Origin of the sequence: Luteibacter sp., from assembly GCF_009912395.1 — a bacterium.
Lineage (GTDB): Bacteria > Pseudomonadota > Gammaproteobacteria > Xanthomonadales > Rhodanobacteraceae > Luteibacter.
This window is the reverse complement of record NZ_WNDO01000002.1, coordinates 293,589-317,056: the sequence shown is the minus strand read 5'-3', so window position 1 is coordinate 317,056 and position 23,468 is coordinate 293,589. Positions and strand designations below refer to the sequence as shown.

18 protein-coding genes are annotated in these 23,468 nt (G+C 66.6%); 3 read left to right on the top strand and 15 right to left on the bottom strand.

The features are described 5' to 3' along the window. From msbA to GAK28_RS03865, 8 genes are all read right to left on the bottom strand, one after another. Positions 1-1,779 (bottom strand): lipid A export permease/ATP-binding protein MsbA, encoded by a 1,779-nt coding sequence (gene msbA, locus GAK28_RS03900; RefSeq protein ID WP_291775301.1) that lies wholly within the window; start codon positions 1,777-1,779, stop codon positions 1-3. Further along, positions 1,776-2,201, bottom strand: a complete 426-nt coding sequence (locus tag GAK28_RS03895; protein ID WP_291775298.1) for a biopolymer transporter ExbD — start codon at positions 2,199-2,201, stop codon at positions 1,776-1,778. The genes msbA and GAK28_RS03895 overlap by 4 nt, the downstream gene beginning before the upstream one ends. 3 nt (positions 2,202-2,204) lie before the next feature. Next, positions 2,205-2,864, bottom strand: a complete 660-nt coding sequence (locus GAK28_RS03890) for a MotA/TolQ/ExbB proton channel family protein (RefSeq protein ID WP_291775294.1) — start codon at positions 2,862-2,864, stop codon at positions 2,205-2,207. A 228-nt stretch (positions 2,865-3,092) separates the two neighbouring features. Further along, positions 3,093-6,446 carry a GH92 family glycosyl hydrolase gene (locus GAK28_RS03885; protein WP_291775291.1) on the bottom strand — a complete coding sequence of 1,118 codons (3,354 nt, stop codon included), beginning with the start codon at positions 6,444-6,446 and terminating at the stop codon, positions 3,093-3,095. A gap of 83 nt (positions 6,447-6,529) precedes the next feature. Further along, entirely contained in the window at positions 6,530-8,767 is a 2,238-nt protein-coding gene (locus GAK28_RS03880) for a DNA internalization-related competence protein ComEC/Rec2 (protein WP_343161839.1), read from the bottom strand. A gap of 164 nt (positions 8,768-8,931) precedes the next feature. Continuing rightward, the gene (locus GAK28_RS03875; protein WP_291775286.1) at positions 8,932-9,441 is read right to left on the bottom strand and encodes a hypothetical protein; all 510 of its coding nucleotides are present in this window, start codon (positions 9,439-9,441) and stop codon (positions 8,932-8,934) included. 119 nt (positions 9,442-9,560) lie between these two features. Continuing rightward, positions 9,561-10,343 carry a histone H1-like repetitive region-containing protein gene (locus GAK28_RS03870; protein ID WP_291775285.1) on the bottom strand — a complete coding sequence of 261 codons (783 nt, stop codon included), beginning with the start codon at positions 10,341-10,343 and terminating at the stop codon, positions 9,561-9,563. A 166-nt stretch (positions 10,344-10,509) separates the two neighbouring features. Further along, the gene (locus tag GAK28_RS03865) at positions 10,510-11,115 is read right to left on the bottom strand and encodes a rhomboid family intramembrane serine protease (protein ID WP_291775281.1); all 606 of its coding nucleotides are present in this window, start codon (positions 11,113-11,115) and stop codon (positions 10,510-10,512) included. A 140-nt stretch (positions 11,116-11,255) separates the two neighbouring features. Between GAK28_RS03865 and GAK28_RS03860 the strand changes: the two genes are divergently transcribed. Beyond that, the gene (locus GAK28_RS03860) at positions 11,256-12,131 is read left to right on the top strand and encodes a PhzF family phenazine biosynthesis protein (protein ID WP_291775278.1); all 876 of its coding nucleotides are present in this window, start codon (positions 11,256-11,258) and stop codon (positions 12,129-12,131) included. 359 nt (positions 12,132-12,490) lie between these two features. Here GAK28_RS03860 and GAK28_RS03855 read toward each other — a convergent pair whose 3' ends face one another. The 3 genes from GAK28_RS03855 to GAK28_RS03845 all read right to left on the bottom strand — a co-directional run bounded on the left by GAK28_RS03855 (position 12,491) and on the right by GAK28_RS03845 (position 14,952). Beyond that, complete coding sequence (locus GAK28_RS03855) at positions 12,491-13,348, bottom strand: nitrate reductase (protein WP_291775276.1); 858 nt, start codon at positions 13,346-13,348, stop codon at positions 12,491-12,493. Positions 13,349-13,408: 60 nt separating this feature from the next. Next, positions 13,409-13,690: a hypothetical protein gene (locus GAK28_RS03850; RefSeq protein WP_291775273.1), complete on the bottom strand. Its 282-nt coding sequence runs from the start codon at positions 13,688-13,690 to the stop codon at positions 13,409-13,411. A gap of 86 nt (positions 13,691-13,776) precedes the next feature. Further along, positions 13,777-14,952: an NAD(P)/FAD-dependent oxidoreductase gene (locus tag GAK28_RS03845; RefSeq protein WP_291775270.1), complete on the bottom strand. Its 1,176-nt coding sequence runs from the start codon at positions 14,950-14,952 to the stop codon at positions 13,777-13,779. A gap of 81 nt (positions 14,953-15,033) precedes the next feature. Here GAK28_RS03845 and GAK28_RS03840 point away from each other — a divergent pair, with 81 nt between their 5' ends. Then, positions 15,034-15,516, top strand: coding sequence for a YajQ family cyclic di-GMP-binding protein (locus GAK28_RS03840; RefSeq protein WP_291775267.1), 483 nt, complete (start codon positions 15,034-15,036; stop codon positions 15,514-15,516). A 71-nt stretch (positions 15,517-15,587) separates the two neighbouring features. On the opposite strand, the gene GAK28_RS03835 is transcribed toward GAK28_RS03840, so the two are convergent. From GAK28_RS03835 to GAK28_RS03820, 4 genes are all read right to left on the bottom strand, one after another. Next, positions 15,588-18,539: a ligand-binding sensor domain-containing diguanylate cyclase gene (locus GAK28_RS03835; protein WP_291775264.1), complete on the bottom strand. Its 2,952-nt coding sequence runs from the start codon at positions 18,537-18,539 to the stop codon at positions 15,588-15,590. Between the two features lie 133 nt (positions 18,540-18,672). Further along, positions 18,673-20,220 carry an EAL domain-containing protein gene (locus GAK28_RS03830; RefSeq protein ID WP_291775261.1) on the bottom strand — a complete coding sequence of 516 codons (1,548 nt, stop codon included), beginning with the start codon at positions 20,218-20,220 and terminating at the stop codon, positions 18,673-18,675. A gap of 289 nt (positions 20,221-20,509) precedes the next feature. After that, the gene (locus GAK28_RS03825; protein ID WP_343161838.1) at positions 20,510-22,564 is read right to left on the bottom strand and encodes a S9 family peptidase; all 2,055 of its coding nucleotides are present in this window, start codon (positions 22,562-22,564) and stop codon (positions 20,510-20,512) included. Positions 22,565-22,618: 54 nt separating this feature from the next. Next, positions 22,619-22,909, bottom strand: a complete 291-nt coding sequence (locus GAK28_RS03820; RefSeq protein WP_291775258.1) for a GNAT family N-acetyltransferase — start codon at positions 22,907-22,909, stop codon at positions 22,619-22,621. A gap of 98 nt (positions 22,910-23,007) precedes the next feature. Here GAK28_RS03820 and GAK28_RS03815 point away from each other — a divergent pair, with 98 nt between their 5' ends. Continuing rightward, positions 23,008-23,433 (top strand): OsmC family protein, encoded by a 426-nt coding sequence (locus GAK28_RS03815; RefSeq protein WP_291775256.1) that lies wholly within the window; start codon positions 23,008-23,010, stop codon positions 23,431-23,433. The last annotated feature ends 35 nt before the right edge of the window (positions 23,434-23,468 follow it).

Genomic DNA, 23,468 nt, shown 5'->3' with positions numbered 1-23,468 from the left:
TCAGCCCCCCGTGGCCTGCTCGTGGAACTGCATGCGATGCAGGGCCGCGTACTGCCCGCCGATATCCAGCAACTGGCGGTGCGCGCCCAACTCGATGATGCGCCCCTGCTCCATCACGGCGATCTGGTCCGCGTGTTCGATGGTGGACAGGCGATGCGCGATCACCAGCGTGGTGCGGTCGCGCATGAGGCGGGTCAACGCATCCTGGATGAGTCGCTCGGACTCGGTATCCAGCGCGCTGGTCGCCTCGTCGAGCACGAGGATGGGCGCGTTCTTCAGGATCGCGCGCGCGATGGCGATACGCTGGCGCTGGCCACCGGAGAGCGAGTTACCGCCCTGCCCGATCGGCGTCTGCAAGCCCAGCGGCAGGCGCTCGATGAATTCCATGGCGTTGGCGGCCTTGGCCGCCTCGATGATGTCCGCCTCGGACGCACCAGCCATTTCGCCGTAGGCGATATTGGCGGCCACGGTGTCGTCGAACAACACCACGTGCTGTCCTACCCAGGCAATCTGGCGTCGCAGCGAGGCCAGCGTGTACTGGGCGTAGTCGCGACCGTCGATGAGGATCTGGCCACCCGACGGCTCGTAGAAGCGCGGCAGCAGGCTCACGAGGCTGGATTTGCCGCTGCCCGAACGTCCTACCAGGGCGGTGACCGTGCCCGGCGCGCAGACCAGGTCCACACCGCGCAAGGCTACGTGTTCGTTGCGCTCGTAGACCAGGCGCACGCCTTCGAAACGGATGTCGCCACGGGTACGGACCAGTTCCTCGGTGCCGTGGTCGACTTCCGGCGGTTCGTCGATGATGGCGAACAGGTCTTCGGCCGCCGTCACGCCACGCTGAAGGCTCGACTGGATACTGGCGAGGCGCTTGAGCGAAGGCAACATGGCACCCATGGCCGTGAGCACGGCGGTGAAAACACCGGGGGTGATGTTGTTGAGCACGTCCGGGCGCGTGCCGAGGAAGACCAGCATCGCCAGCGCCACGGCGCCGGTGGTCTGGATCGTCGCGCTCGACATGGCGCTGGTGGAACTCACCTTGAGGTTCAGGCGACGCTGACGCTCGGCCACTTCGGCGAAGCGCTCGGCCTCATGCTGCTGGCCACCGTAGATGCGCACTTCGCGGTTGGCCGCGACCGCTTCCTCCACCGCACTGGTGACGGTGCCCATGTTGCCCTGGATGCGCTTGCTGATCTTGCGGTAGCGCCGGCTGATGACGGTGACGATCACCACCACGCACGGCACCAGCACAAGCAGCGCCATCGCAAGATAGGCGCTGTGGTAGAGTATCACGCAAAGCATGCCAACGACCGTGAGGCCTTCGGTAATCGCCACCTTCAACGAATCGGCGGACGCGGACGCCACCTGCTCGCTGGTGTAGGTGATGCGGGAGATCTGCTGGCCCGAAGGTTCCTTCGCGAAGAAGGTGGACGGCAGGCGCAGGTAGGCCGCGAACACGTCGATGCGCATGGCCTGCACCACGTTGCGGCCGACATAGGCGATGCCGTAGTCGGTCGCGTAGGAGGCGAAGCCGCGCACGAGGAAGATGCAGACGATCCAGATCGGCATCCAGAAGATCGTGTACGGATCCTTGTCGACGAACAGGTTGTCGATCAGCGGCTTCAGCATGCCGGTGAACACCGACAGGCAGATCGGGTCGATGATCATGCCCACGATGGCGATGTACGCCGCCGTGCGAAAACGGCGGGTGTAGGTCAGCAGACGCTTGTACGTCAGCCAGGTCTGGCGATCCCAGACCGACACTTTCTTGGTGCTGCTCACTTGCCCGAAGCCTCGCTCGGTGTCGTCGCGATCGACAGACGGGTAAAGCCCAGTTGGCCCAGCGCGTCCATGGCACGGACGACATTCTGGTGTGGGGTCATGGCGTCCGCACGGATCACGACCAGGCGGTTGCGGTCGCTACCGGCCACGCGCTCGATGGAGGTCTTGAGCGACTCCACGCCCTCGCCCGGCACCTCGTCGCTGCCCACGGCGTAATGGCCATCGCGATCCACCACGAGGGTCAACGCGTTGTCCGTGGATTCGCGAGCCTCGGCGTCAGCCTTCGGCAGCGTCACCTTGAGCCGGGAGTGCTCGATGAAGGTGGTGCTGAGCACGAAGAACATCAGCAGGGTCAGCAGCACGTCGATCAACGAAATGACGTTGATCTCGAAGTCGTCTTCACGACGGGAACCGATACGCATGGATCAATCGGCCTGCGTGGCGGCGACGTCGGCGGTGGGCGCACGGCGACGCGGCGCGGCGCGCGGCGCCGAGAGATCGTCGAGCAGGGCCGTGGCTTCCTTTTCCATCTGCACCACGTAGCCGCCGACCTTGGAACGGAAATAGCGGTGCAGCACATAGGCGGGAATGGACACGATCAGGCCGAAGGCCGTGCAGATCAGTGCCTCGCCGATGCCGCCGGCCATCTTGGTGGGATCGCCGATGCCGCCCGCCATGACGTTGAGGAACATGCGAATCAGGCCCACGACGGTGCCCAGCAGGCCGAGCAGCGGCCCGATCAGGGCGATGGTGCCCAGCGTATTGAGGTAGCGCTCCATGCGGTGGACCACATGGCGGCCGGTGTCCTCGATACGCTCCTTGATGATGTCGCGAGGGCGATCGCGCACGGCCAGGGCGCCCGCGAAAAGCTCGCCCAGCGGCGAACCCTTCTGCAGCGCCTCGAGATGGGCGGCGTCGAGCTGGGCGGAACGCGCCCACTGGCGCACTTCGGCGCCCAGGCCGGGAGGAAGCACGGCCGCGCGGCGTAGCGCCCAGAAACGTTCGAACACGATCGCCAGGGCGACCAGGGAGCAGACGAGGATGGGCAACAAGGCCCAGCCACCAGCCAGAAGGATCTCGAGCACGTGAACCCCGGAGGTACCAAATCAGGCGGGCATGATAGCAGGGCCGGCCCCGGGGACTGAGGCGGTCTTCACAGTGAGGCAAGCCGGCCAGCCCCACCCCCCGCGGCCGCGGGCCCGATGGCCGTTACCTAGGCTGTTCTTGTAGGAGCGCGCTTGCGCGCGATCCGCGGCAGCGGGCCAGACTGCCGCTGCCGCGGATCGCGCGCAAGCGCGCTCCTACAAGAGGGATCAGCGGCTCAGGAGCTCCAGCTCTGCCACGGCGGTCGGCGCTTTCCCGTCGAAGCTCCACCGGTAATACGCATAAGACGCCGGATGGGCCACGGTGAAGGCGCGCGTCTGGCGGTGCCACGGGAAGGTCTCGCCCTGGCGCGCATCCAGCACCGTCCAGCGCTTGCCGTCAGCCGACCCTTCGAGCTTCCACGCCGCCGGGGCGGCAGCCTGAGCCGCCGAGGTGATGGTGTACATCGACACGGTGGCGGGAGCGGCCGGGTGATCCACGAAGACCGCCTTGCCCGTGGGCAGGGCCAGTTCGGTCGACGAATCGTTGTCCACGGCGGCGCCGAGGGTCTGCGGGGTCTTGCCGTCGAGCGTGAGATCTTCCTTACGCAGGATGTCGTGCAGCGGCGAGGGCTTCGCCCCTTCCGACGTGATCGACGGCGGCAGCGCGTCCGCGCCGGTACCCCACGACGAGGGCTTGGGACCCATCGTGAAGTCCAGCGTCGCGCCCTTGGCGAGCAGTTCGTGCGGCAACGTGAGGCGGTTCCACGGCTTGCCGTTCACCGTGAGCGACTGCACGTAGCGATTGGTGTCGCTGACACCAGGCGCGCGGATGTCGATCGTGGCGCCGTTGTCCGTGCGCAGGGTCATGTGCGGGAAATGCGGCGCGCCGATCACGTATTCCGGCGTGCCCATGCGCAGCGGGTAGAAACCGGCGGCGCCGAAGATCCACCACGCCGACATCTCGCCGTTGTCCTCGTCACCGGGATACCCCTGGCCAATCTCGCTACCGACGTACAGGCGCGACACCGCATCGCGCAGCTTGTCCTGGGTCTTCCAGGGCTGGCCCGCCTCGTCGTACATCCAGATGATGTGGTGCGAGGGCTGGTTGGAATGACCGTACTGACCCATGCGCACGTCGCGCGCTTCCAGCATCTCGTGGATCACGTCGCCGTAGTCACCCACGTCGAACTTGCCCGGCGTGGAGAAGAAGGCATCGAGCTTCGCGCCCAGCGCCTCGCGGCCACCGTAAAGACCGGCCAGGCCCGCGCCGTCCTGCGGCGCGTGGAAGGCCATGTTCCAGGCGTTGGTCTCGGTGTAGTCGCCACCCCAGCGCAGCGGATTGAAATCCTTCGCGTTCCAGCGCCACGTGCCGGCCGGGTCGCGGGCGACAAAGAAGCCGACATCGGGGTCGAACAAGTTGGCGTAGCCGAGCGCCCGCGCGCGGTACCACGATGCGTCGTCGGCGTAGGACGCGTAGTGGTCGCCGGTCGGCTTGTCCTTTGCCAGCGCCGAGGCAAGATTGCCGATGGCGAAGTCGTTGATGTAGCCGTCCATCGACCAGGACAGGCCCTCGGCCACCTTGTCATCGGTATAGCCGTTGAACAGCGAACGCTCGATGCCCTTGCGGCCGGTGCCCTTGATATCGCTCACCGTCGAGGCGTTGCGGATCGCCGACTGGTAGAACGCCGACACGTCGAAGTCGTGGATGCCCTTCAACCAGGCGTCCGCGAAGGCCACGTCGGAACTGGTGCCGACCATGAGATCGGCGTAGCCCGGCGACGACCAGCGCGCGATCCAGCCACCGTCGCGGTACTGCTGCACGAAGCCATCGATCATCCGACCGGCCTCCTTCGGCGTCAGCAGTACATACGCGGGCCACGCGGTGCGGTAGGTGTCCCAGAAACCGTTGTTGACGTAGGGCTTGCCGTCGAGGACACGGGCACCCGTTTGCGTCGGCGTGTTCTCGCCGACCGGCGCCGAGAACGGGCTCGCGTAGCGCCACGACGGCGCCTCGTTCGTGCCGCCGGCGTTCTCGTAGGCGTGGTTCGGGTAGAGGAACAGGCGATAGAGGTTGGAGTACAGCGTGGTCAGTTCGTCGGGCGAGGCGCCCTCCACCTTCACGATGCCAAGCTGGTCGTCCCAAGCCTGACGGGCGCGCTCGCGCACCGTGTCGAAGGTGTCGGAGGCGGCGATTTCCTGGGCCAGGTTGGCCTTCGCCTGCTCGACGCCGATCAACGACGTGGCGATGCGCATCGTCACGGTCTTGCCGTCGCGCCCGGCGGTATCGAAACCGAACCAGGCGGAAGCCGCGTCGCGCTTCTCGCCGGTCAGACGGCCGCTATCCTTCACCGGACGGTCGAAGGTCGCGTAGAAATACAGGCGTGTGGCGCCGGTGGACAGGCGGCTCTTCACGTCCGACCAGCCCTGGATGGCACGGCCGGCGGGATCCAACGTCACCGCGGCCTGGTCGTCGAGGTTGTCGAAGACCAGCTGCGCGCGCTTGCCGGTAAAGGTGAAGCGGAACATCGCCGCGTGGTCGGTCGGCGTCATCTCGGTGACGATGCCGTTGTCGAATCGGACGCGGTAGTAGTCCGGGTGCGCCAGTTCGGCATCGTGGCCGAACGACAGCGCGCGGGTCTCGCGCTTCAGCGGGGGCGCGCCGTCGGCAACCTGGGCGGGCATCACCTGGAAGGTCTGGCGCTCACCCATCCACGGGCTAGGTTCGTGCGAAAGCTGGAACGCCTCGATGCGCGGACGGTTATCCGGGCCGTTGCGGTCCTGGTACTGGTAAAGCCAGTTGGAGCCGGCGTTGGTTACCGGCGTCCAGAAATTGAAGCCGTGCGGCACGGCCACGGCCGGGAAGTTGTTGCCGCGCGAGAAGTTCGCGTTGGCGTTCGAGCCGCGACGCGTGTCCACGTGGTCGGTAGGTCGGTCGCTTGCCACGGTCGTCGCCGCGCCGATATGCACGTCGTCGAGCCAGCCCTCGAAGACCTTGCCCGCCGGCGCGTCGGTGACGACCTCGATGGCGCGCACGCGGCGACCCTTCGCGGCGGAAAGATCCACGCTCACGTAGTTCCACTGGTCGGGGTAGAGCACGCGCCCCGCACCCTGCCCGGCCGCCGTGGCCGGTACGCGATGCTGGTCAGGCAGCTTCAGCGCCGACAGGCGCGAACCATCGTCGAAGACGAGGTCGATGGACACGTAGTTGGCGGGGTTGGACAGGTCGTCCTTCACCGAGCGCGGGAAGACCAGCCACGAAAGCTGGGTGCCCGCATCCACGCGAAGGTCTACGTCGAACAGCTTCGCCGTCTGCGGCGAGCCGCTGGCGGTCGCCGCGTAGCGAAGGGAGTGCGTGCCGGTGAAGCCGACATCGGCCTTGGCGGTCAGCACGGCCTCCTTGGGCGGGCCGCCGACCACGCGCAGGTCGAGGCCACCCTGCCCCGGCTTCGCCGGCTGCGGATCGCCCTTCTCGAACGACGAGGCAAAGCCGCGTTCCGCGGACCAGGCCACCGACGGCAGCAACGCGGTCGCCACTGCCAGGGCGAGCGCCGCCCGGCCCCACACGTGTTTCGATGCCTTCACCCTTTATCCCCTGCGCTTGGTCGATCCCCGATTTAAATCGTTCTAAATTCCACATGTCAAACCGCGCCGCAACACGAAACGGATTACTCCCGCCAATATCGATCCTTTGGCGCGCGCCACTCGCGCAGGATCGACGGCGGCGCATCGGCCGGAAAGTCGATGGCCACCGCCCCGCTGCTCGCCGTGACCCGCCACTGCACGCCCACCGCCTCGTGACGTGCGACCACGTCGGGATGCGGATGGCCGAAGCGGTTGCGCCAGCCGGCCGACGCGACGGCGATCACCGGTCGCGTGGTCGCCAGCCAGCCGGTGTCCGAGGAGTGCCGGCTGCCGTGATGGGCCACGGTGGTGACCGTCGGCAAGGGCGATCGCAAGTCGTCCCGCGCCATCTGGCGCTCGCTGCGCACGCCGATGTCGCCCGTGAGCAGGAGACGGCCCGCCGCACCCTCGACGAGCAGTACGCACGAGCGTTCGTTGCTCTTGGTCGCGTCACGCACACCCGTATCGACGAAACGGAAGTCGACACCATCCCAGCGCCAGTGCCGGGGCGGATCACAAGGCTGCGCCGCGAACGGCAGGCGGCCGGGCTCCCCGGACCACCGCGCCGCGTCCGGATAGCGCGTCGCGACGGCTGCCGCACCGCCTGCGTGGTCATTGTCGCCATGGCTCACCACGAGGGCGTCGACGGGGGCGATGCCGAGTGCTGTCACGGACGGCAGGACCACCGCCTGCCCCGCATCACCACCGGGATACGCCGGACCGGCGTCGTACACGAGGGTATGCCCGTGCGTGCGGACAAGCACCGCGAGCCCCTGCCCCACATCGAGCACCCAGGCACGGAAACCACCCGGTGGCGGGTCGCTATGACGAGGCATCGCCAACGGCAAGAACAACAGGCATCCGTACACACGCAACGGCACGCCACGCGGCACGAACAGCCATGCCGCACCCAGCGTTGCCAGCACGACGGGAAGGACACCGCCGTCGGCGACCGCCCAACGGGCGCCAGGCCACTGCGCCATGGCGGCAAGCGGCCAGGTCATGCCTGTCATTGCCAACGCGGCGAGTTTCCACGGCACAGTCGCCAGCCAGGGCCACGGCGACAGCAGGCAACCCAGCAGCGCCAGCGGCACCACCACGAAGCTCACCACGGGCGCCGCGACGAGATTCGCGGGAAACGCCACCAACGACGCACTGCCGAAGAACCACAACGACAACGGCAGCAAGGCGATGCTCATCGCCGCCTGCGCACGCAGCGTCACGAGTACGCGCGAGCGCCAGTTGCCGACGCCGCCGGACACGCACAGCATCAAGAACGCCACACCCGCGAACGACAGCCAGAATCCGGCGGACAACATCGCCAGCGGATCGACCGCCAGCATCGCCAGCGCCGCGAGAGCAAGTAGGTGAAAACCCCGCCCCCGTCGCCGTGCCACACCTGCGAGCACGATGGCGAACGCCATCAGCAGGCTGCGCACGGTTGGCAGGCCCAGCCCCGCGAGCACGCCGTAGGCGCCTGCCACCGACAGGCCAGCCAACGCCTCGGCGAGTTGCCGGGGCACGCGCGACGCGATCAGGGGAAACAGCAGGTATAACCAGCGTGCCAGGACGATGCCTCCTCCTGCGGCGACGCCCACATGGAAACCCGAGATCGCGATCAGGTGCGAGGTACCGGTGGCACGGGCGATATCCCAGTCCGTCGCGTCCAGTCCACGTGTATCGCCGATGGCGAGGGCCTTCAGCATCCGCGCGTCGCGGGCGCCGATGGCGCGATCGAAGCGCTCCGCGAGCGTCTCGCGCCAGCCGTCCACGCAGGTCGGCGTCGCCAGCCGGGCGTTGCCCGGGGAATCGCGCACGTAACCCACGGCGATCGTATTCCGCTGCAGGGCACTGCGCTCGCTGTCGGCACCGCCGGGATTCACGCCGCCGCGCGGGCGTCGCAGGCGGAGCGTCAGTCGCCAGTGCTCGCAAGCCCGTGGCGACACGAGCTTCGTGCGGAACCAGGTCACTCGGATGTCGCCGCGCAGGCGGAGGCCGGATGTCTGTTGTGTATCGGGGCGGAAGACGAACACGACATCGGCGCCGCGACGACGCGGAAGATCCATCACGCGTCCTTCGACCAAGATATCCTGCCCTTCGCGGTCGACAGGCCATCGCGCCTCCATCGCTCGCTGACCATGAAACGCTGTCCACGCCGCGAAGGCGACCCACCATGCGCCATGACGGTACGCCGGGTGACGCCACAAGAACATCGACGCAAGCGCCAGCGCACACGCGACCAATGCCATGGGGCGCGACGGCAGCGCAGGCAAGATCTGCACCGCCGCGCATCCCAGCAGGGCCAGGAGCGCGGCGGACGGCAGGGAAAAACCCGGACAACGGATCACATGAGACAACACGAAGGACGACGGCCACTCAGGCTAATGTCGTCTTCGCGCGCGAGCGCCCTCGGTCGAAGGTAGGCCAAGCCCGCAGGACCTGACGATCACCGGTCGTGATGCCAGCCACCCGACGGGGGTGAATGGTGTCCACCATCACCGCCGTGCCAGCCGCCAGATGGCGGACGGCCCCCGCCGCCATGCCACCCGCCCGGTGGCGGACGATGATCGCCACCGCCCTGCCAACCGCCCGGCGGTGGACGGCCACCACCATGCCAGCCACCCGGCGGACCGCCGTGCCATGGGCCACCCGGAGGCGGACGACCATGCCAGTCGCGGTCGCGATAGTACCCGCCGCGGTAGTAGCGATCGTGATACCAGACGGTACCGACGCCGATACCCGAATAGCAGCAACCTGGACCGTAGCCACCGTAGTCATCGTAATAACCGAACCCCGGATCGACGTAACCCGGCGACACGACGGTCGTGGTCTCGGTGCCGTAGTAAATGTCCGCGCCTGTGCCGTTGCGTACGTATCCGTAGTCTGGATCGTAGTAACAGCCCGCGAGCGGCAACGTAGCCGCCAGGGCGAACAACCATAGAGATAGCCGGCGCATGGGCGAAACCCACAATGCAGGGGAATGATTCCTACGCTGCTCCCCGCCGGTTGAACGGTCCATAAAAGGACAGGGGCGCCTTCGCGCCCCTGTCCCTGGCGTTCAGAACGGGACGATCGTCAGCCCTTGTTCTTCTGCTGATCGCCGCGCTCGTGCGAGGCGTTGGCGTAGCCGGCTTCCGGGGAAACGCTGCGTGGGCCCGGACCGGCATCGTTGTCGGGTGCCGCCCCCGGTTTCCCATGTTCGTCCGCGCCAGGCCAGGACGGCGGCTGCCGGTCGCGCTCGCGCTTCGCGTCGAGCAGGGCCTGGATATGGGCGACGGCTTCTTCCTGCGTGATATGCGGGACCGGTGCATCGACCGGCTTGGGACGAGCACGCGTGCGCGGCGTTGACGGGACGACGGGTGAGGCCTTCCGCTTCGTCACCGCCGTTGTCGGCGCCACTTTCTTTGTGCTGGCTTTCCTGGCGACGGTTTTCTTCGGCGCGGCCTTCTTCGCGACGGATTTCGTCACTGCCGCCTTCTTCGCCACGGCTTTCTTCGCGGCCGATTTCTTCACAGCCGTCTTGCGTGCGGGCGTCTTCTTGGCCGCCACCTTGCGAGTGGACGTCTTCTTCGCCGCGGTCTTACGTGCCGGTGCCTTCTTCGCGACGACCTTGCGAGTCGCGGCTTTCTTCGTCGCCTTGCGCACGGCGACCTTGCGCGTGCTTGCCTTGCGCGCGGCCGTCTTCTTCACCGCCTTGCGGACCGCAACCTTGCGGGCGGTCTTCTTCGCGGCCACCTTGCGCGGAGCGGCTTTTTTCACGGCGGCCTTCTTGGCTGCCGTCTTGCGGGTGGCGGTCTTCTTCGTTGCCGTCTTGCGTGCCGCGGATGTTTTCGCAGCGGACTTTCGGGTCGTTGCCATGCGCTCATTCCTCCTGCGGTAGGTGCGGACGCGAACCACCCCTCCGGGGAAACCCGCGTGCATGCCGGACGAACGCGACGAGCCACGTTACGTGCCGGTCGGGTGAATGATGTAACAGCTGTCGCCCGAAGTCACATAAAAGTGTCGGAAAAATTCAGGAAAGGGCTCAAAAGAGTTGCGGTTGCGAGATCAGCGACAGGAAACGCGGAAGCACGGCGGGGTTCATCGCCACGGTGAAGATCACGCCGTAGGCCGCGCCCCACAGGTGCGCGCTATGGTTCACGTTATCGCCGCCACGCTTGTCCATGTAGACCGAATACACCACAAAAAGAATGGCGTAGAGGATCGCTGGCATCGGGATGATGAGCAGGTAGATCTTCGCCCACGGGCTCAGGATGATGAAGGCGAACAGGATCGCCGACACCGCACCGGAGGCGCCCAGGCTGCGATAGCCCGCGTTGCGCCGGTTCGCCAGGTAGGACGGCAGGATCGAGAAGACCAGCGCGCCGATGTAGAAGGTCAGGAAGCCCAGCGGCCCCATGACGGAAGTGAAGAAGCCTTCCATGATCCGCCCGGCGAAATAGAGCGAGAACATATTGAAGAACAGGTGTCCGCCATCGGCGTGCACCAGGCCATAGCTGACCAGGCGGTAGTACTCGCGGCTGCGGCTCAGCGCAGGCGGCCAGAGGATGAGGTCGTCCATCAGGCGCCGGTTGCGGAAAGCGACGATCGAGACCACACAGGTCAGGAGGATGATGAGCAGCGTGATCATGCGATGAAACAGCGTCCTTACGCGTCGAGCCAGCGCGCATCTTGGCGGCTGCGCGGGCGGATGTCGATTCCCCGTGTCGGTGCCGTTTGGCGTACGGACGGCTATCATGCCCCGCTATCCCCCGCTCCTGGCGTCCCCCGATGTCCTCCATCCGCTACAAGCAGCTCGATGTCTTCGCCGCCCGTCACGGCGGTGGCAATCCCCTCGGCGTGGTCGTCGAGGCCGATGGCTGGTCCGACGCGCGCATGCAGCGCTTCGCCCACTGGACCAACCTGGTCGAGACCACCTTCCTGCTTCCCCCGCGCGAGGCAAAGGCCGACTACCGCGTACGTATCTTCACGCCCAGCAAGGAAATTCCGTTCGCCGGACACCCCACGATCGGCAGCGCCCATGCGGCGCTGGACGCGGGCCTGGTCCGTCCCGGGGCCGACGGCATCGTCTGGCAGGAATGCGGCGCCGGCGTGCTGCCTATTCTGGTCGAGGGCGAAGGCGCGGCGCGCGAGCTGTTCGTGCAGTCGCCCAAGGCCCGGATCGTCGGCGATGGCACCTGCGGCGGCGAGGCCCTGTCCTCGGTGCTCTACGGCGTGCGCCTGGGCGCCCTGCCCCCGGCCTGCGTCGAGGGCGGCCGCCGCTGGTGGGTGGCCGAGTTCGCGGATGAGTCCGAACTGCGCGCCTGGCGCCCGGACCACGCGGCCATCCGCGCCCTGGCGCTGGCCACGGATACCCTGGGCTTGTGCGTGTTCGCCCGCTCGGCCGAAGGCCTGGCCGTGCGCGCCTTCCCGGCGGGTGTGGGCATCGTGGAAGACCCGGCCTCGGGCGCCGCCAACGGCCTCATCGCTGCCTACGTGGCCGCCCGCGACACCACCGGCACGCTCTCGCGTGGCTACATCGTGAGCCAGGGCCGCGAAGTGGGCCACGACGCCCGCATCATCATCCGTCTCGACGGCGAGGCCGTATGGGTGGGTGGTCGCACCAACACGATTATCGACGGCATGGTGGACTGGCAGGATCTCTGAGCATCCTGCGCCTAGCACTGGGTTCCTCAACACGATGGAGAAACCGTCGTTCCTGTAAAAACAGGAACCTGGCGCATCGGTTCGCCAGTAGGGCGAGGGCGTCACATCGGCTTTTGCGTAGGAGGCCGCGAGGCGATAACCGATCGCCCTGCGCTGGGTTCCAGCGTTCGCTGGAACGACGGTCTCCCAGCCCCGTCGTTCCTGTGAAAACAGGAACCCAGCGCCTCGGTTTGCCAGCACGGCGAGGGCGTTGCATCGGCTTTACGTAGGAGGCTGCGAGGCGATAACCGATCGCCCCGCGCTGGGTTCCAGCGTTCGCTGGAACGACGGATCGCCAGCCTCGTCGGCTCATGGCGTTCCTACGCGCCCACCGCCTCATCCAGCCGCAACGTCAGGCATTTCGCCGCACCGCCCGACTTCATGAACTCGTCGAGGGCCACTTCGATAAGCATGAAGCCCGCGCCCTCCAGCCGCGAACGCAGCCCCTCGCTCGCACGGTTGAGGATCACGACGCGCCCCAGGTTCACGGCGTTGCAGGCAAATTCGACGGCGTCGTGCTCCTGCACCGCGATACGCAACCCTGGCGGCACGTGCCGCTCGATGCGTGCCAGCGACTCCGCGTCGAACGCGGCCGGGAAATACAGCGTGTAACCGTTGGCTAGCGGGCAGAAGCAGGTATCGAGATGGTAGAACCGCGGATCCGCCAGCTTCAGCGGCAGCACCTCGATATCCAGTCTCTTCGCCAGTTCGGTCGCCGCGGCGAGATCGGAGCGATGCCCATGCCCCATCCACAGGCGCCGCCCCGTACCGCGATCGAACAACGCATCGCCTGCCCCTTCGAAAAACACGCCCTCGGAGAGGTCGACGATGTCGAAGCCGTGTCGATGGAAGAAGGCTCGCGCATGCGCCTCCTCACCCTGCCGCTGCGGATAACGGAAACGGCTGGTCACGAAGGAGTTGCCGAAAACGAGGCCTGCGTTGGCCGCGAAGGTCATGTCCGGCAGGCCTTCGGCCGGCGGCTGGAGCACCACGTCGGCGTATCGCGCGACGGTTTCCCGTAGCGCGTCCCACTGAAGGCGGGAGCGCTCCGAGGTGGTGTCGTGGACATGGTCGGTCATCCACGGATTGATGACGTAGCTCACCTCGAAGAACGTCGGTGCGCACATCAGCACGCGAGGTACGGTGCGCTCGTAGGTCGGGGTGTTCGGTTCAGCCATGGACGCCAGCGCCTTGATGGGGAACGAAACCCCATCATGGCAGAAACACGGCGCAGGTCGTCAGTGCAGGTGGTCGACGATGGCCGACACGGTAGCGGAGGAAAAATGCAGTTCCTTCAAGGCTTCGCGCAGGGCGTCACGGGAAGTGACTTCGCTTTCCACCTGTTCCCCGACGCTACTGGGCGAGACGTGCACAAAGGTCTTTCCGTCTTGGTAGGCGATGCCTTCGTCGTGGACGTTCTGCTGGGTCAGCACCTTGAACGTGCCGTCGCCCGACTCCCTTACGGTGATCGAACGCCCTTCATGCTGTCCTTCGTACACGGTTTTCCAGCTTGCGGACATGTGTTCCACCTGCGCAACCGCACGACATCGTGCAACGGGGATTCTGGACAAGCGAAGCGAAGACCGATGTGAAGGCGCCCGATCCGTCAGGCGGCCAGGCCTGCGGCGTGGCCCGAAGCCCAGGCCCATTGGAAGTTGTAGCCGCCGAGGTGGCCCGTGACATCGAGCACCTCGCCGACGAAGTACAGGCCCGGCTGACGCTTCGACATCATCGTGGACGACGACACCTCATCGGTGTCCACGCCGCCGAGCGTGACCTCCGCCGTGCGGTAGCCCTCGGTGCCGCTCGCCACCAGGGGCCAGTCCGCCAGCTGCGCGCCGATGTCCTTCAATTCCGCGTCACGGTACTGGCGCATGGGTCGGTTCGGTAGCCAGACCTCGCACAGGCGCTCCGCGAGACGACGCGGCAACAGGCCCGACAACACCGTCTTCAGTTCGGCGGCGGGGCGTTCGGCGCGCCCGGCCAGCAGCGTCTCGGCCGCGTCCATGCCCGGCAGGAGGTCCAGGCGGAGGTCGGCGCCCGGTTCCCAATACGACGAAATCTGCAGGATCGCCGGACCGCTGACCCCGCGATGGGTGACCAGCATGGCGTCGCGGAAGGCGATGTCGCCCACGCGGGCCTCCACAGGCAGAGCCACACCGGACAGGCCCTCGAAGCGCTCCTGGTGCTTCCCGCTGAGGGTTAAGGGCACGAGCCCGGCCCGGACAGGCAGCACGGCGTGACCGAACTGCTTCGCGACCTCATAGCCGAAGCCTGTCGCGCCAAGGCTCGGAATGGACAGGCCGCCTGTGGCGACCACCAGGGAGGCCACGCGGACGTGGCCCTGGGCGGTATCGACAGAGAAACCACTCTCCGTCGCACGCAGCCGCGATACGGCGCAGTCCGTCTCCACACGCACGCCGGCAGAGGCGCATTCGTCGAGCAGCATGCGCACGATCAGCTTGGAGGATTCGTCGCAAAACAGCTGGCCAGGGGACTTTTCATGCCATTTGATCCGGTGGCGGTCCACCATGGCGATGAAATCCCAGGGCGTGTAGCGAGCCAGGGCCGACTTGCAGAAATGCCGGTTTCCGGAGAGAAAATTGGCTGGCGTGGTGTTGGTATTGGTGAAATTGCAGCGGCCACCGCCGGACATCAGGATCTTCTTCCCCGCCCGGTTCGCGTGGTCCACCACCAGCACGCGCCGGCCACGACGGCCGGCGACGATGGCCGTCATCAGGCCCGCCGCGCCGGCGCCGATGACGAGGACGTCGTATTCCATGGGGAAATCCCGAAACGCAAACGCACATGGTACCGCCGTCGCGTAGACTTGTCGGCCGGCCCACTCCAAGGAATCGATCCCATGCCCTCCTTCGACATCGTCTCGGAAGTCGACAAGCACGAGCTGACCAACGCGGTCGACCAGGCCAATCGCGAGCTCTCCAACCGTTTCGACCTTCGCGGCACCGGCGCCAAGTTCGAACTGGAAGAAAACGTCATCACGCAGAAGGCCGAGACCGAATTCCACCTGACGCAGATGCTACCCATCCTGCGTGCCCGCCTCTCCGCCCGCCACATCGACCTGCGCGCGCTGGACGAAGGCAAGGTCGAGACCAACCTCGCCGAGGCCCGCCAGAAGATCACCGTCAAGCAGGGCATCGAGCAGGCCGTGGCCAAGAAGATCATCGCGAAGATCAAGGAAGCCAAGCTCAAGGTCGAGGCGCAGATCAACGGCGAGAAGGTACGCGTCACCGGCAAGAAGCGCGACGACCTCCAGGACGCCATCGCCATGCTGCGCAAGGCTGACGTCGAGGTGCCGCTGCAGTTCGAGAACTTCCGCGACTGATCGAGGCTTCCGTAGGAGCGCGCTTGCGCGCGATGGGGGCCGCGATACCCGGATCGCGCGCAAGCGCGCTCCTACAGGCCGGCCAGTCGGCTCTGGTTGCGGCCTTCGTTCTTGGCCTCGTACAGCGCCTCGTCCGCGCGGCCCAGCAAAGAGTTCAACGACTCCGGGCCGCGCCACATCGCGACACCCGCGCTCACGGTGATGCGGATGCGGTAGTCGCCGTGAACGATCACCAGCGAGCCCAGCGCATGACGCACGCGCTCGGTGATGTCCAGCGCGTGTTCCGCCAGGGCGCCCGGCAGGCAGAGGATGAACTCCTCGCCACCGAAACGACCCGCGAGGTCATCCGCCCGGCACATGGAGGAGATCACGCGCATGGTCTCGCGGATCACCGTGTCGCCGGCCAGGTGGCCGAAGGTGTCGTTCACCGACTTGAAGTCGTCGATATCCAGCAGGACGAGGCTGAAGGGAATGCCGTCGTTCGCGGCGCCCTGGCGTACCCGCTCCGCCTGCTCGAGGAAGCGGCGACGATTGAGCGATCCGGTCAACTCGTCGGTGCCTGCCAGGTGCGCCAACCGTTCGTTGGCCGCCTTGAGGTCACGCGTCCGCGCATCGACCTGGATCTGCAGGAGCTGGGCACGGCGGCGCAGGTAGAGCGTGCGCAGGTAGACGAGGCCGAAGAAGGCCCCGACGCAAAGCAGGATGCCGGCAAGCTGGGTCCACACGCTTTCGTACCAGCGCGGCGTCACCGTTACCCGCACTGTCGATTCAATCGTGCGGGCATCGAGTCCGCGCGTGGTCGCGCGCAGCCGCAGCGTATAGGTGCCGCTGGACAGGTTAGTGTAGATCGCACTCGGCGGAATATTGTGGGCCACCTCGTTCCATGCGCTGTCGGTTTCCTCCATGCGATACGCGTAATGCGTCTCCGCCGCCGCCCGGTAGTCGAGCAGCGCGAAATCGACACGCAGGTTGCGACCATCGCTGTCGAGCTTGATGCGCCCGCCATCCTCCGGCACCTGGCTGAGTGGCAACGGCTTATCGTTGATCGCGACATGGGTGATCTCGAGCCTCGCCGGCGCCGCCTGCGGTGCCGTCCAGTAGGGACGCACGACGGTCAGGCCACCCAGGCCGCCGAACATGAGTTCGCCGCCGGGCGCTTCCGCCGCGGAACGATGGATGTAGCTGGGAATGCGCAGGCCATCGCGGACACCCAGGTCGAAGACCCGGTGGCTGCCCGCCTCCACCATCGCCACGCCATTGGCCATCGACGCCCAGATGCGGTCGTCATGATCGATCAGCAGCGCATTGATCTTGGTGTTGGCGAGCCCTTCGCGCGCACCGATGACACCGAAACGGAAGGGACCGCGCGGGTTGAATTTCTCGAGATAGGCGATGCCACCGAAGGTACCGAGCCAGAGCCGATGGTGTGAATCGAAGACCATCGAGCCGGTGTAGTCCTGCGGCAGGCTGTTCGGGTTCGCGGGATCGTGGCGAAGGTTCGTAAAGCCCGGCTCGCCGTCATAGGCGATGCTGATGCCGCTTATCGTGGCGTACCACCATGCTCCCGACATGCGCACGATGTGACGCACCTGGTCGCCCACCAGGCTCTTGGGATCGGCATCGTCATGGCGCATCTGGCGCAAGACACCGGTAACCGTGTCGTAGCGGAACAGGCCGTCGTAGGTGCCGATCAGAATGTCCTGCCCATCCCGCTGCATCGACAGGATCAGGCGGCTGTCCAGCGCCGGGACCATGGAGCTGCGCAGCGCGAAGGTATCCGGGTCGATACGCGAGACACCTTGCGCACCGGCCCAGATCGAGCCGTCGGGCGCCACGACGAAGGCCTGCACGTCGCGCTCCGCCTGTTCGCCATCCAACTGCAGATGACGCATCGTGCCCTTGGAAAGGTCGAGCACGTCGATGCGACCCATGCCCAGGCCAAGCCACACCCGTCCGCGCGGATCGACGAACACACCATGGACGTTCGCGTTGGAAAGCGTATGTGTCTCCAGCGGCGACGGCAGCACGGAGAACACCTTGCGCCCGTTGGGGTCGTAGCGCGCGGCGCCGAGCTCGGTAGCTACCCAGATGTTGCCGGTGGTGTCCTGGTAGATGTCGCGCGTGATGTCGCCGGGCAACGACGATGGCATCGCGGCGTCATGACTCAGCGTGCGCAGGCTGCCCGTATTGAAGTCGTAGGTGACCACGCCCGCGCCATCGGTAGCCGCCCAAAGCACGCCCCCGGGCGTCTCGTGGAATGCACGGATTGTACGGCGACGTGCCATGCCACCCTTGCCGGACAGTCCCGGCACCTGATGGCCCTGCCCCTGCGCGTCGATATAGAACGCACCCAACTGGCCGGTGCCGATCCAGACCCGTTCCTTGCTGTCCTGGCGGATCGCCCAGACCTGGTCGTGCAGCATCTCGTCGACCGCCGGATCGGTCGACACCACTCGCTCGAAATGCCCACCCGGGTGGCGGACGAACAGGCCGTTGTTGGCACCCGCCCAAAGATTGCCGACCTTGTCCTCGGCCACCACGAAGGTGCGGGCCAGCATGTCGTGGGCGTCGCCGGGGCGGCCCGACTCGCGCGTGATGGTGTCGTTGCCCACGTCGATGCGGTCGATACCGCCCTCGGTGGCGATCCAGTACACGTTCGGCTGATGCGATCGCGCGATGGCGAAAATCTTGCCGTTGGACGTGCCGCCCGGACCGATCGGATACACATGGAAGCGGCTGGTGGTCGGATCGAAGCGCACCAGTCCACCGGCATTGGTACCGATGAGCAGACTACCGTCGTCCAGCGGCATCAACGCGCGCACGTAGGAATCCGGCAGCACGGCACCCGCGTAGGAGTCCGGCTCCTGCCCGAAGACCTGCATGCGGTAGCCGTCGAATCGGGCCAGGCCGCCGAAGGTACCGATCCAGATCAGCCCGCGTTTGTCCTGCACGATGGCCGTGGTCGTCGAATGCGGCAGGCCATCGGTGACGCCCACGGTATCGAACCAGGCCGTCTCGAACACGGCCCATGGGTCCACCCCCGCGGCAGGCGCTTGCTGCGCATGCACGGCGAAACCAACCACCAGGCAGAGGCAGGTCAACAGGAAGGCGAGACGGGCGCGCGTGGAAGAAAGGCGACGAGGCCGCGTCGGGCGGTCAACCGGCATAGGCGGTGGTCGGATCGAGGTAGCGGCTGAACGCAGCCGCGGTCATGGGACGGGCGAAGAAGAAGCCCTGTCCGATGTCGCACCCCAGGTTGCGCAGCCAGTCGGCCTGGGCCTCGGTCTCCACGCCTTCGGCGATGGTCTGCATGTTGAGTTTCTTGGCCAGCCCCACGATCGCCTCTGTGATCTCCCGATCGGCCAGGTTCGACTGGCTGCCGCGTACGAAGGACTGGTCGATCTTGATGGTGCCCACCGGCAGTTCACGCAGGTGCCCGAGGTTCCAGTAGCCCGCACCGAAATCGTCAATCAGCAGGTCGAAACCGTGCGAGCGCAGCTTCACGAGCTGGCGCAGGGTTTCCTCTGGCTGGCGCATGGCCGTGGATTCCGTGAGTTCGAAGCGGATGCGCGTCGGGTCCACCCCGTACGAGCGCACGGCGCGATGCAGCGTCTCGACGAAGGCCGGGCGGCTCAGCTCGTGCATGGACAGGTTGATGGCGATGTAGTCGATGCGCTGGCCGGCATCGTCCCAGGCACGCAACTGGTTGAGCACCGAACGCAGCACGTATTCGCCCAGCGCGTGGATGAGGCCCGAGCGCTCGGCGATGGCGACGAAGATTGTGGGCGGCACGTCACCGCGCGTCGGATGGTGCCAGCGCGCCAGCGCCTCCACGCCGGCCAGCGAGCCGTCCTGGAGGTTGCGCTTGGGCTGGTATTCCACGTCCAACTCGCCGCGCTGGAGCGCTTCGCGCAGCTCCACCGTAAGGGCCAGCCGCTCGCGTGCCTGCTCGAGCATGCCGTCTTCGTAGAAGCGGAAATCGGCCTTGCCGGTCTCCTTCACGGCGTACATGGCGGCGTCGGCGTTGCGGATCAGGGCCTCGGCGACCTGCCCGTCCTGGGGCGCCACGGCGACACCGATGCTCGGACTGACGGCGACGAACTGGCCGGAAACGTTCACGGGCTGGGAGACGAGATCGAGCACCTTGCGGCAGACCCGTACCAGGTTTTCCATGCCGCCATAGGACTGCACGACGACCACGAACTCGTCGCCACCGAAGCGGGACACGGTATCGCGCTCACGCACGCTGCTGCGCAAGGAGCTGGCCACCGCACGAAGGAAGGCATCGCCCGCCTCATGACCCAGCGTGTCGTTGATCGACTTGAAGCCATCCAGGTCGATGAACATCACCGCCAGCGAACCGGCGTCCGGCCCCGCGAGGGCGTGCTCGAGCTCCTGCATGAGATAGGCGCGGTTGGGCAGACCGGTCAGGGTGTCGTGGTAAGCATGGAACGCCAGCGCATGACGGGCCTGCTCACGAGGGTCCTTGAGCCTGGCGGCGAGCCGGCGGCGCTGGCCCATGAGCCACACGATGACGACGGCGGCCACGGCGCAGACCACGATCAGCGAAATGAGCCAGCCGAACCCGGCACCCACGGTGCTGAAACCGCCGCAATGGGCGGTCTCGGGGCCGATCATCGGCCAACGGACGCATTTGTTCAGGGCCAGGTCCAGGCCGCCTTCGACGTTACGATTTGTCAGCACGCCACGCTCCGGCCTTGCCTGCGGGATACGTCGCAAGCCGGAACGCGCATGTCCCTGCCCACGGATCGACCCAGATTCCAAACGACCGCGCCGTGGGAACTGGCGGCAAGCCAGCCGCGGAACGCGAGATATCCCATGGAGTATCGGCCACTACCGCCTCCGGCTTTAGCGCCTCGTGACGCGTATTCCGACCCGCTTCCCGAGGAAGCGGGTCGACCCAGGCACGAATGATGATTGGTCGGAGAAAAAACGCAATCCGTGACGTCCTGCCATCCGCGTGCGGATGGACTCAGTGGGCGCCTCCGGCAGACAGGTAACGATCGAACCAGGCCAGCGCGCGGGCCAGGACATCCTTGCGGTGGGCATCCTGGGCGAAGCCATGGCCCTCGCCCGGATAGACCACCAGCGAGGTCGGCGTGCCCTGGGCGCGCAGCGCGTGCCAGAACTCGAAGGACTGCGGCGCCGGGGTTTCCGCGTCGCGCTCGCCCACCACGACCAGGGTCGGGGTCTTCGCACTCTTGATGAAATTGATTGCGGAGCTCTTGGCGTAGACCTGGGGATCGTCGTAGACGGAGGCACCGAAGTACGGGGTCATCCACTGGTCGATCAGGTTCTGGCCGTAGTAGCTCTGCCAGTTCGAGATGCCCGCACCGGCCACCGCGGCGCGGAAGCGCTGGGTCTGGGTCACGCTGAACATGGTCATGAAGCCGCCGTAGCTCCAGCCGGTGAGGCCCAGGCGGTTGTCGTCGACCGGATGCGACTTCTCGATGGCGTCGACGCCAGCAAGCACGTCACGCAGGTCGCCGTAGCCGAAGTCCTTGCGGTTGGCCTGGACGAAGGCTTCGCCCTGCCCGTAGCTGCCACGGGGGTTGGGCATGAAGACGAAGTAGCCCAGCGCGGAGAGCGGCGCCGGGCCGTAGCCCACGCCCGGCCAGCGCGGCAGTACCGAGGCGGCGGGACCGCCGTGGATGGAGACGATCATGCCGTAGCGCTTCGAGGCGTCGTAGTTGGCCGGATACAGCAGCCAACCCTGCACGTCGTGGCCTTCGTTGCTCCAGGTGATGGACTCCGCCTTGCCCCACGACGGCTTCAGGCCCGTGTTGAAGCTGGTCACGGCGCGCGGTGCGGTCTTGCCGTCCAGGTCGGCGACGTGAACCTCGTAGGCCTTGTCGAACGAGCTGGCAGTAAAGGCGGCCTTGTCGGCCGCGGTGTCCAGCGACAGGGACATCGACAGACGTCCGTCGCCGATCGTCATCGGCAGTTCGAACAGGGTCGTGGCCGTCGCGGCGCCCTGCGCGGGAAGGCTGTAGGACGAAACCCGGCTCGCACCGGCCACGGCCTCGGAGACGATCAGGCGATCGGCGCCAGCCCAGGCCATCCAGGCCGGCGTGGTGCGCACGCCCGGCGTGACGTCCACCGGTGCCGCCGAGCCATCGGAGGACACCGTCCAGATGTCACCGCCCGTGGAGCCCTGGTCGCTCATCAGGCCGCCGATGAAGGCGATCCGCGAGCCATCGGGCGAGAAGCGCGGCACGGCCACCTGAAGACCCTTGAGTGGGCCGTCGAGACGGGCCGTGTCGACGACGGTCACCGGCTTCGCATCACCGGCCAGCGCCTGGGCGTAGAGGCGCGCCACCCACCAGTTGTTGTCGCCCGGCGGCGGCGCGGCCACGTAGGCGATGCGACCGCTATCCGCGGAGAAGCTGAATTCGTACACATGCAGGCCGTTCGGGGTGACCGACTTCGTGGCGCCGCCGGCGGCGTCGACCATGGCCACCTGCTGCACCTCGACGTTGTCCACGCCGATCTCGCCCACCTGCGGGCCCGCCGCCGCCGTGGCGCTGGCGCGACGCGTGGCATTGGGTACGTAGAGGAAGGCCAGCGCCTTGCCGTCGGGACGCCATTCGAGGCCGTCGATATAGCCGTTGAGCTTGGTCAGGCGCTTCGGCGCCGCCTTGGCATCGATGTCCACCACGTAGACGTCGTTCTGTTTGCCCTCCTCCACGCCCGGCTTTCCGCCTGCGCAATCGGAAATGAAGGCCAGGTGGCGGGAGTCGGACGACCACGATGCGGACAGCTCGCGGCAGCCCTTGCTGGTCGTCACGCGATGGGCGTTGTGTCCGTCCGCATCGGCGACTTCAAGCACGGGCTTGCCGTCGGTCTTCACCGTCCATGCGAGGTGCTTGCCATCGGGCGAGAGGGCCACCGATTCGATCGGACGCACCTTGCCGAGGTTGTCGAGGATGGCCGCGATCCGCGGATCGGCGACGGCCTTGGCGGTCTCGGCATGGACAGCGCCGGCGCAGGTGAGCGCGACGGCGGCGGCGATCCAGTTCATTCGCATCGGGGGTGGCTCCGGGTGTGCATAAAACGTGAAGCTAGCACACCCGATAGCACCTCAGGCGAGCAGGTGCGCGTATTCCTCGTTACGCTTGAACCAGGTGGCGGCGTACGAACATGCGGGCCGTATTTTCCAGCCTTTCGCCTCGGCGACCTGGACGGCAAACCGGGTCAAAAGATGGGCGATGCCACGCCCGCCGACGGCATCGGGAACGCCCGTGTGCGTGATGGTCATGACCGAGCCTTCCAGCCGGTAGTCCAGCTCGCAGGTGTGGCCATCCACCACCGCCTCGAACGTGTGCCGCTTTTCGTCGTGGATGATGTCCAGCGGACGGGCCTGATCGTTCATCGCTACGCTCCGGTTTGGGTATTCGCATTTTCTGGATGCGGGTGGGGTTAGGGTCAAGGGGTAGCCACTTCATCCACCACCACGCGGGAGTCACCATCATGCAGAAATGGGGATCGGCGGTATGGAAAGGCGGCATCAAGGACGGCCAGGGCGTCATTTCGACGCAGACGGCGGCGCTCCGTGAAGCGCCCTACGGTTTCAAGTCACGCTTCGAGGACGGTCCAGGCACCAACCCCGAGGAACTGATCGGCGCGGCGCACGCGGGCTGCTTCAGCATGGCCCTCTCGCTGATGCTCGGCAATGCGGGACTCACCGCCGATCGCATCCAAACCAAGGCGAGCGTCACCCTCGACAAGGACGGCGACGGCTTCTCGATCACGAAGGTGCACCTCACCGTGAAGGCGGTCGTTCCTGGCACCGACCAGGCCGGCTTCGAGAAGATCGCGAACCAGGCGAAGGAAGGTTGCCCCGTGTCCAAGGTGCTGAACGCGGCGATCAGCATGGACGCCACGCTGGAGGCGTAAACTGCGCGCGCCGCCGGATTCCCGGCGGCGCGTTC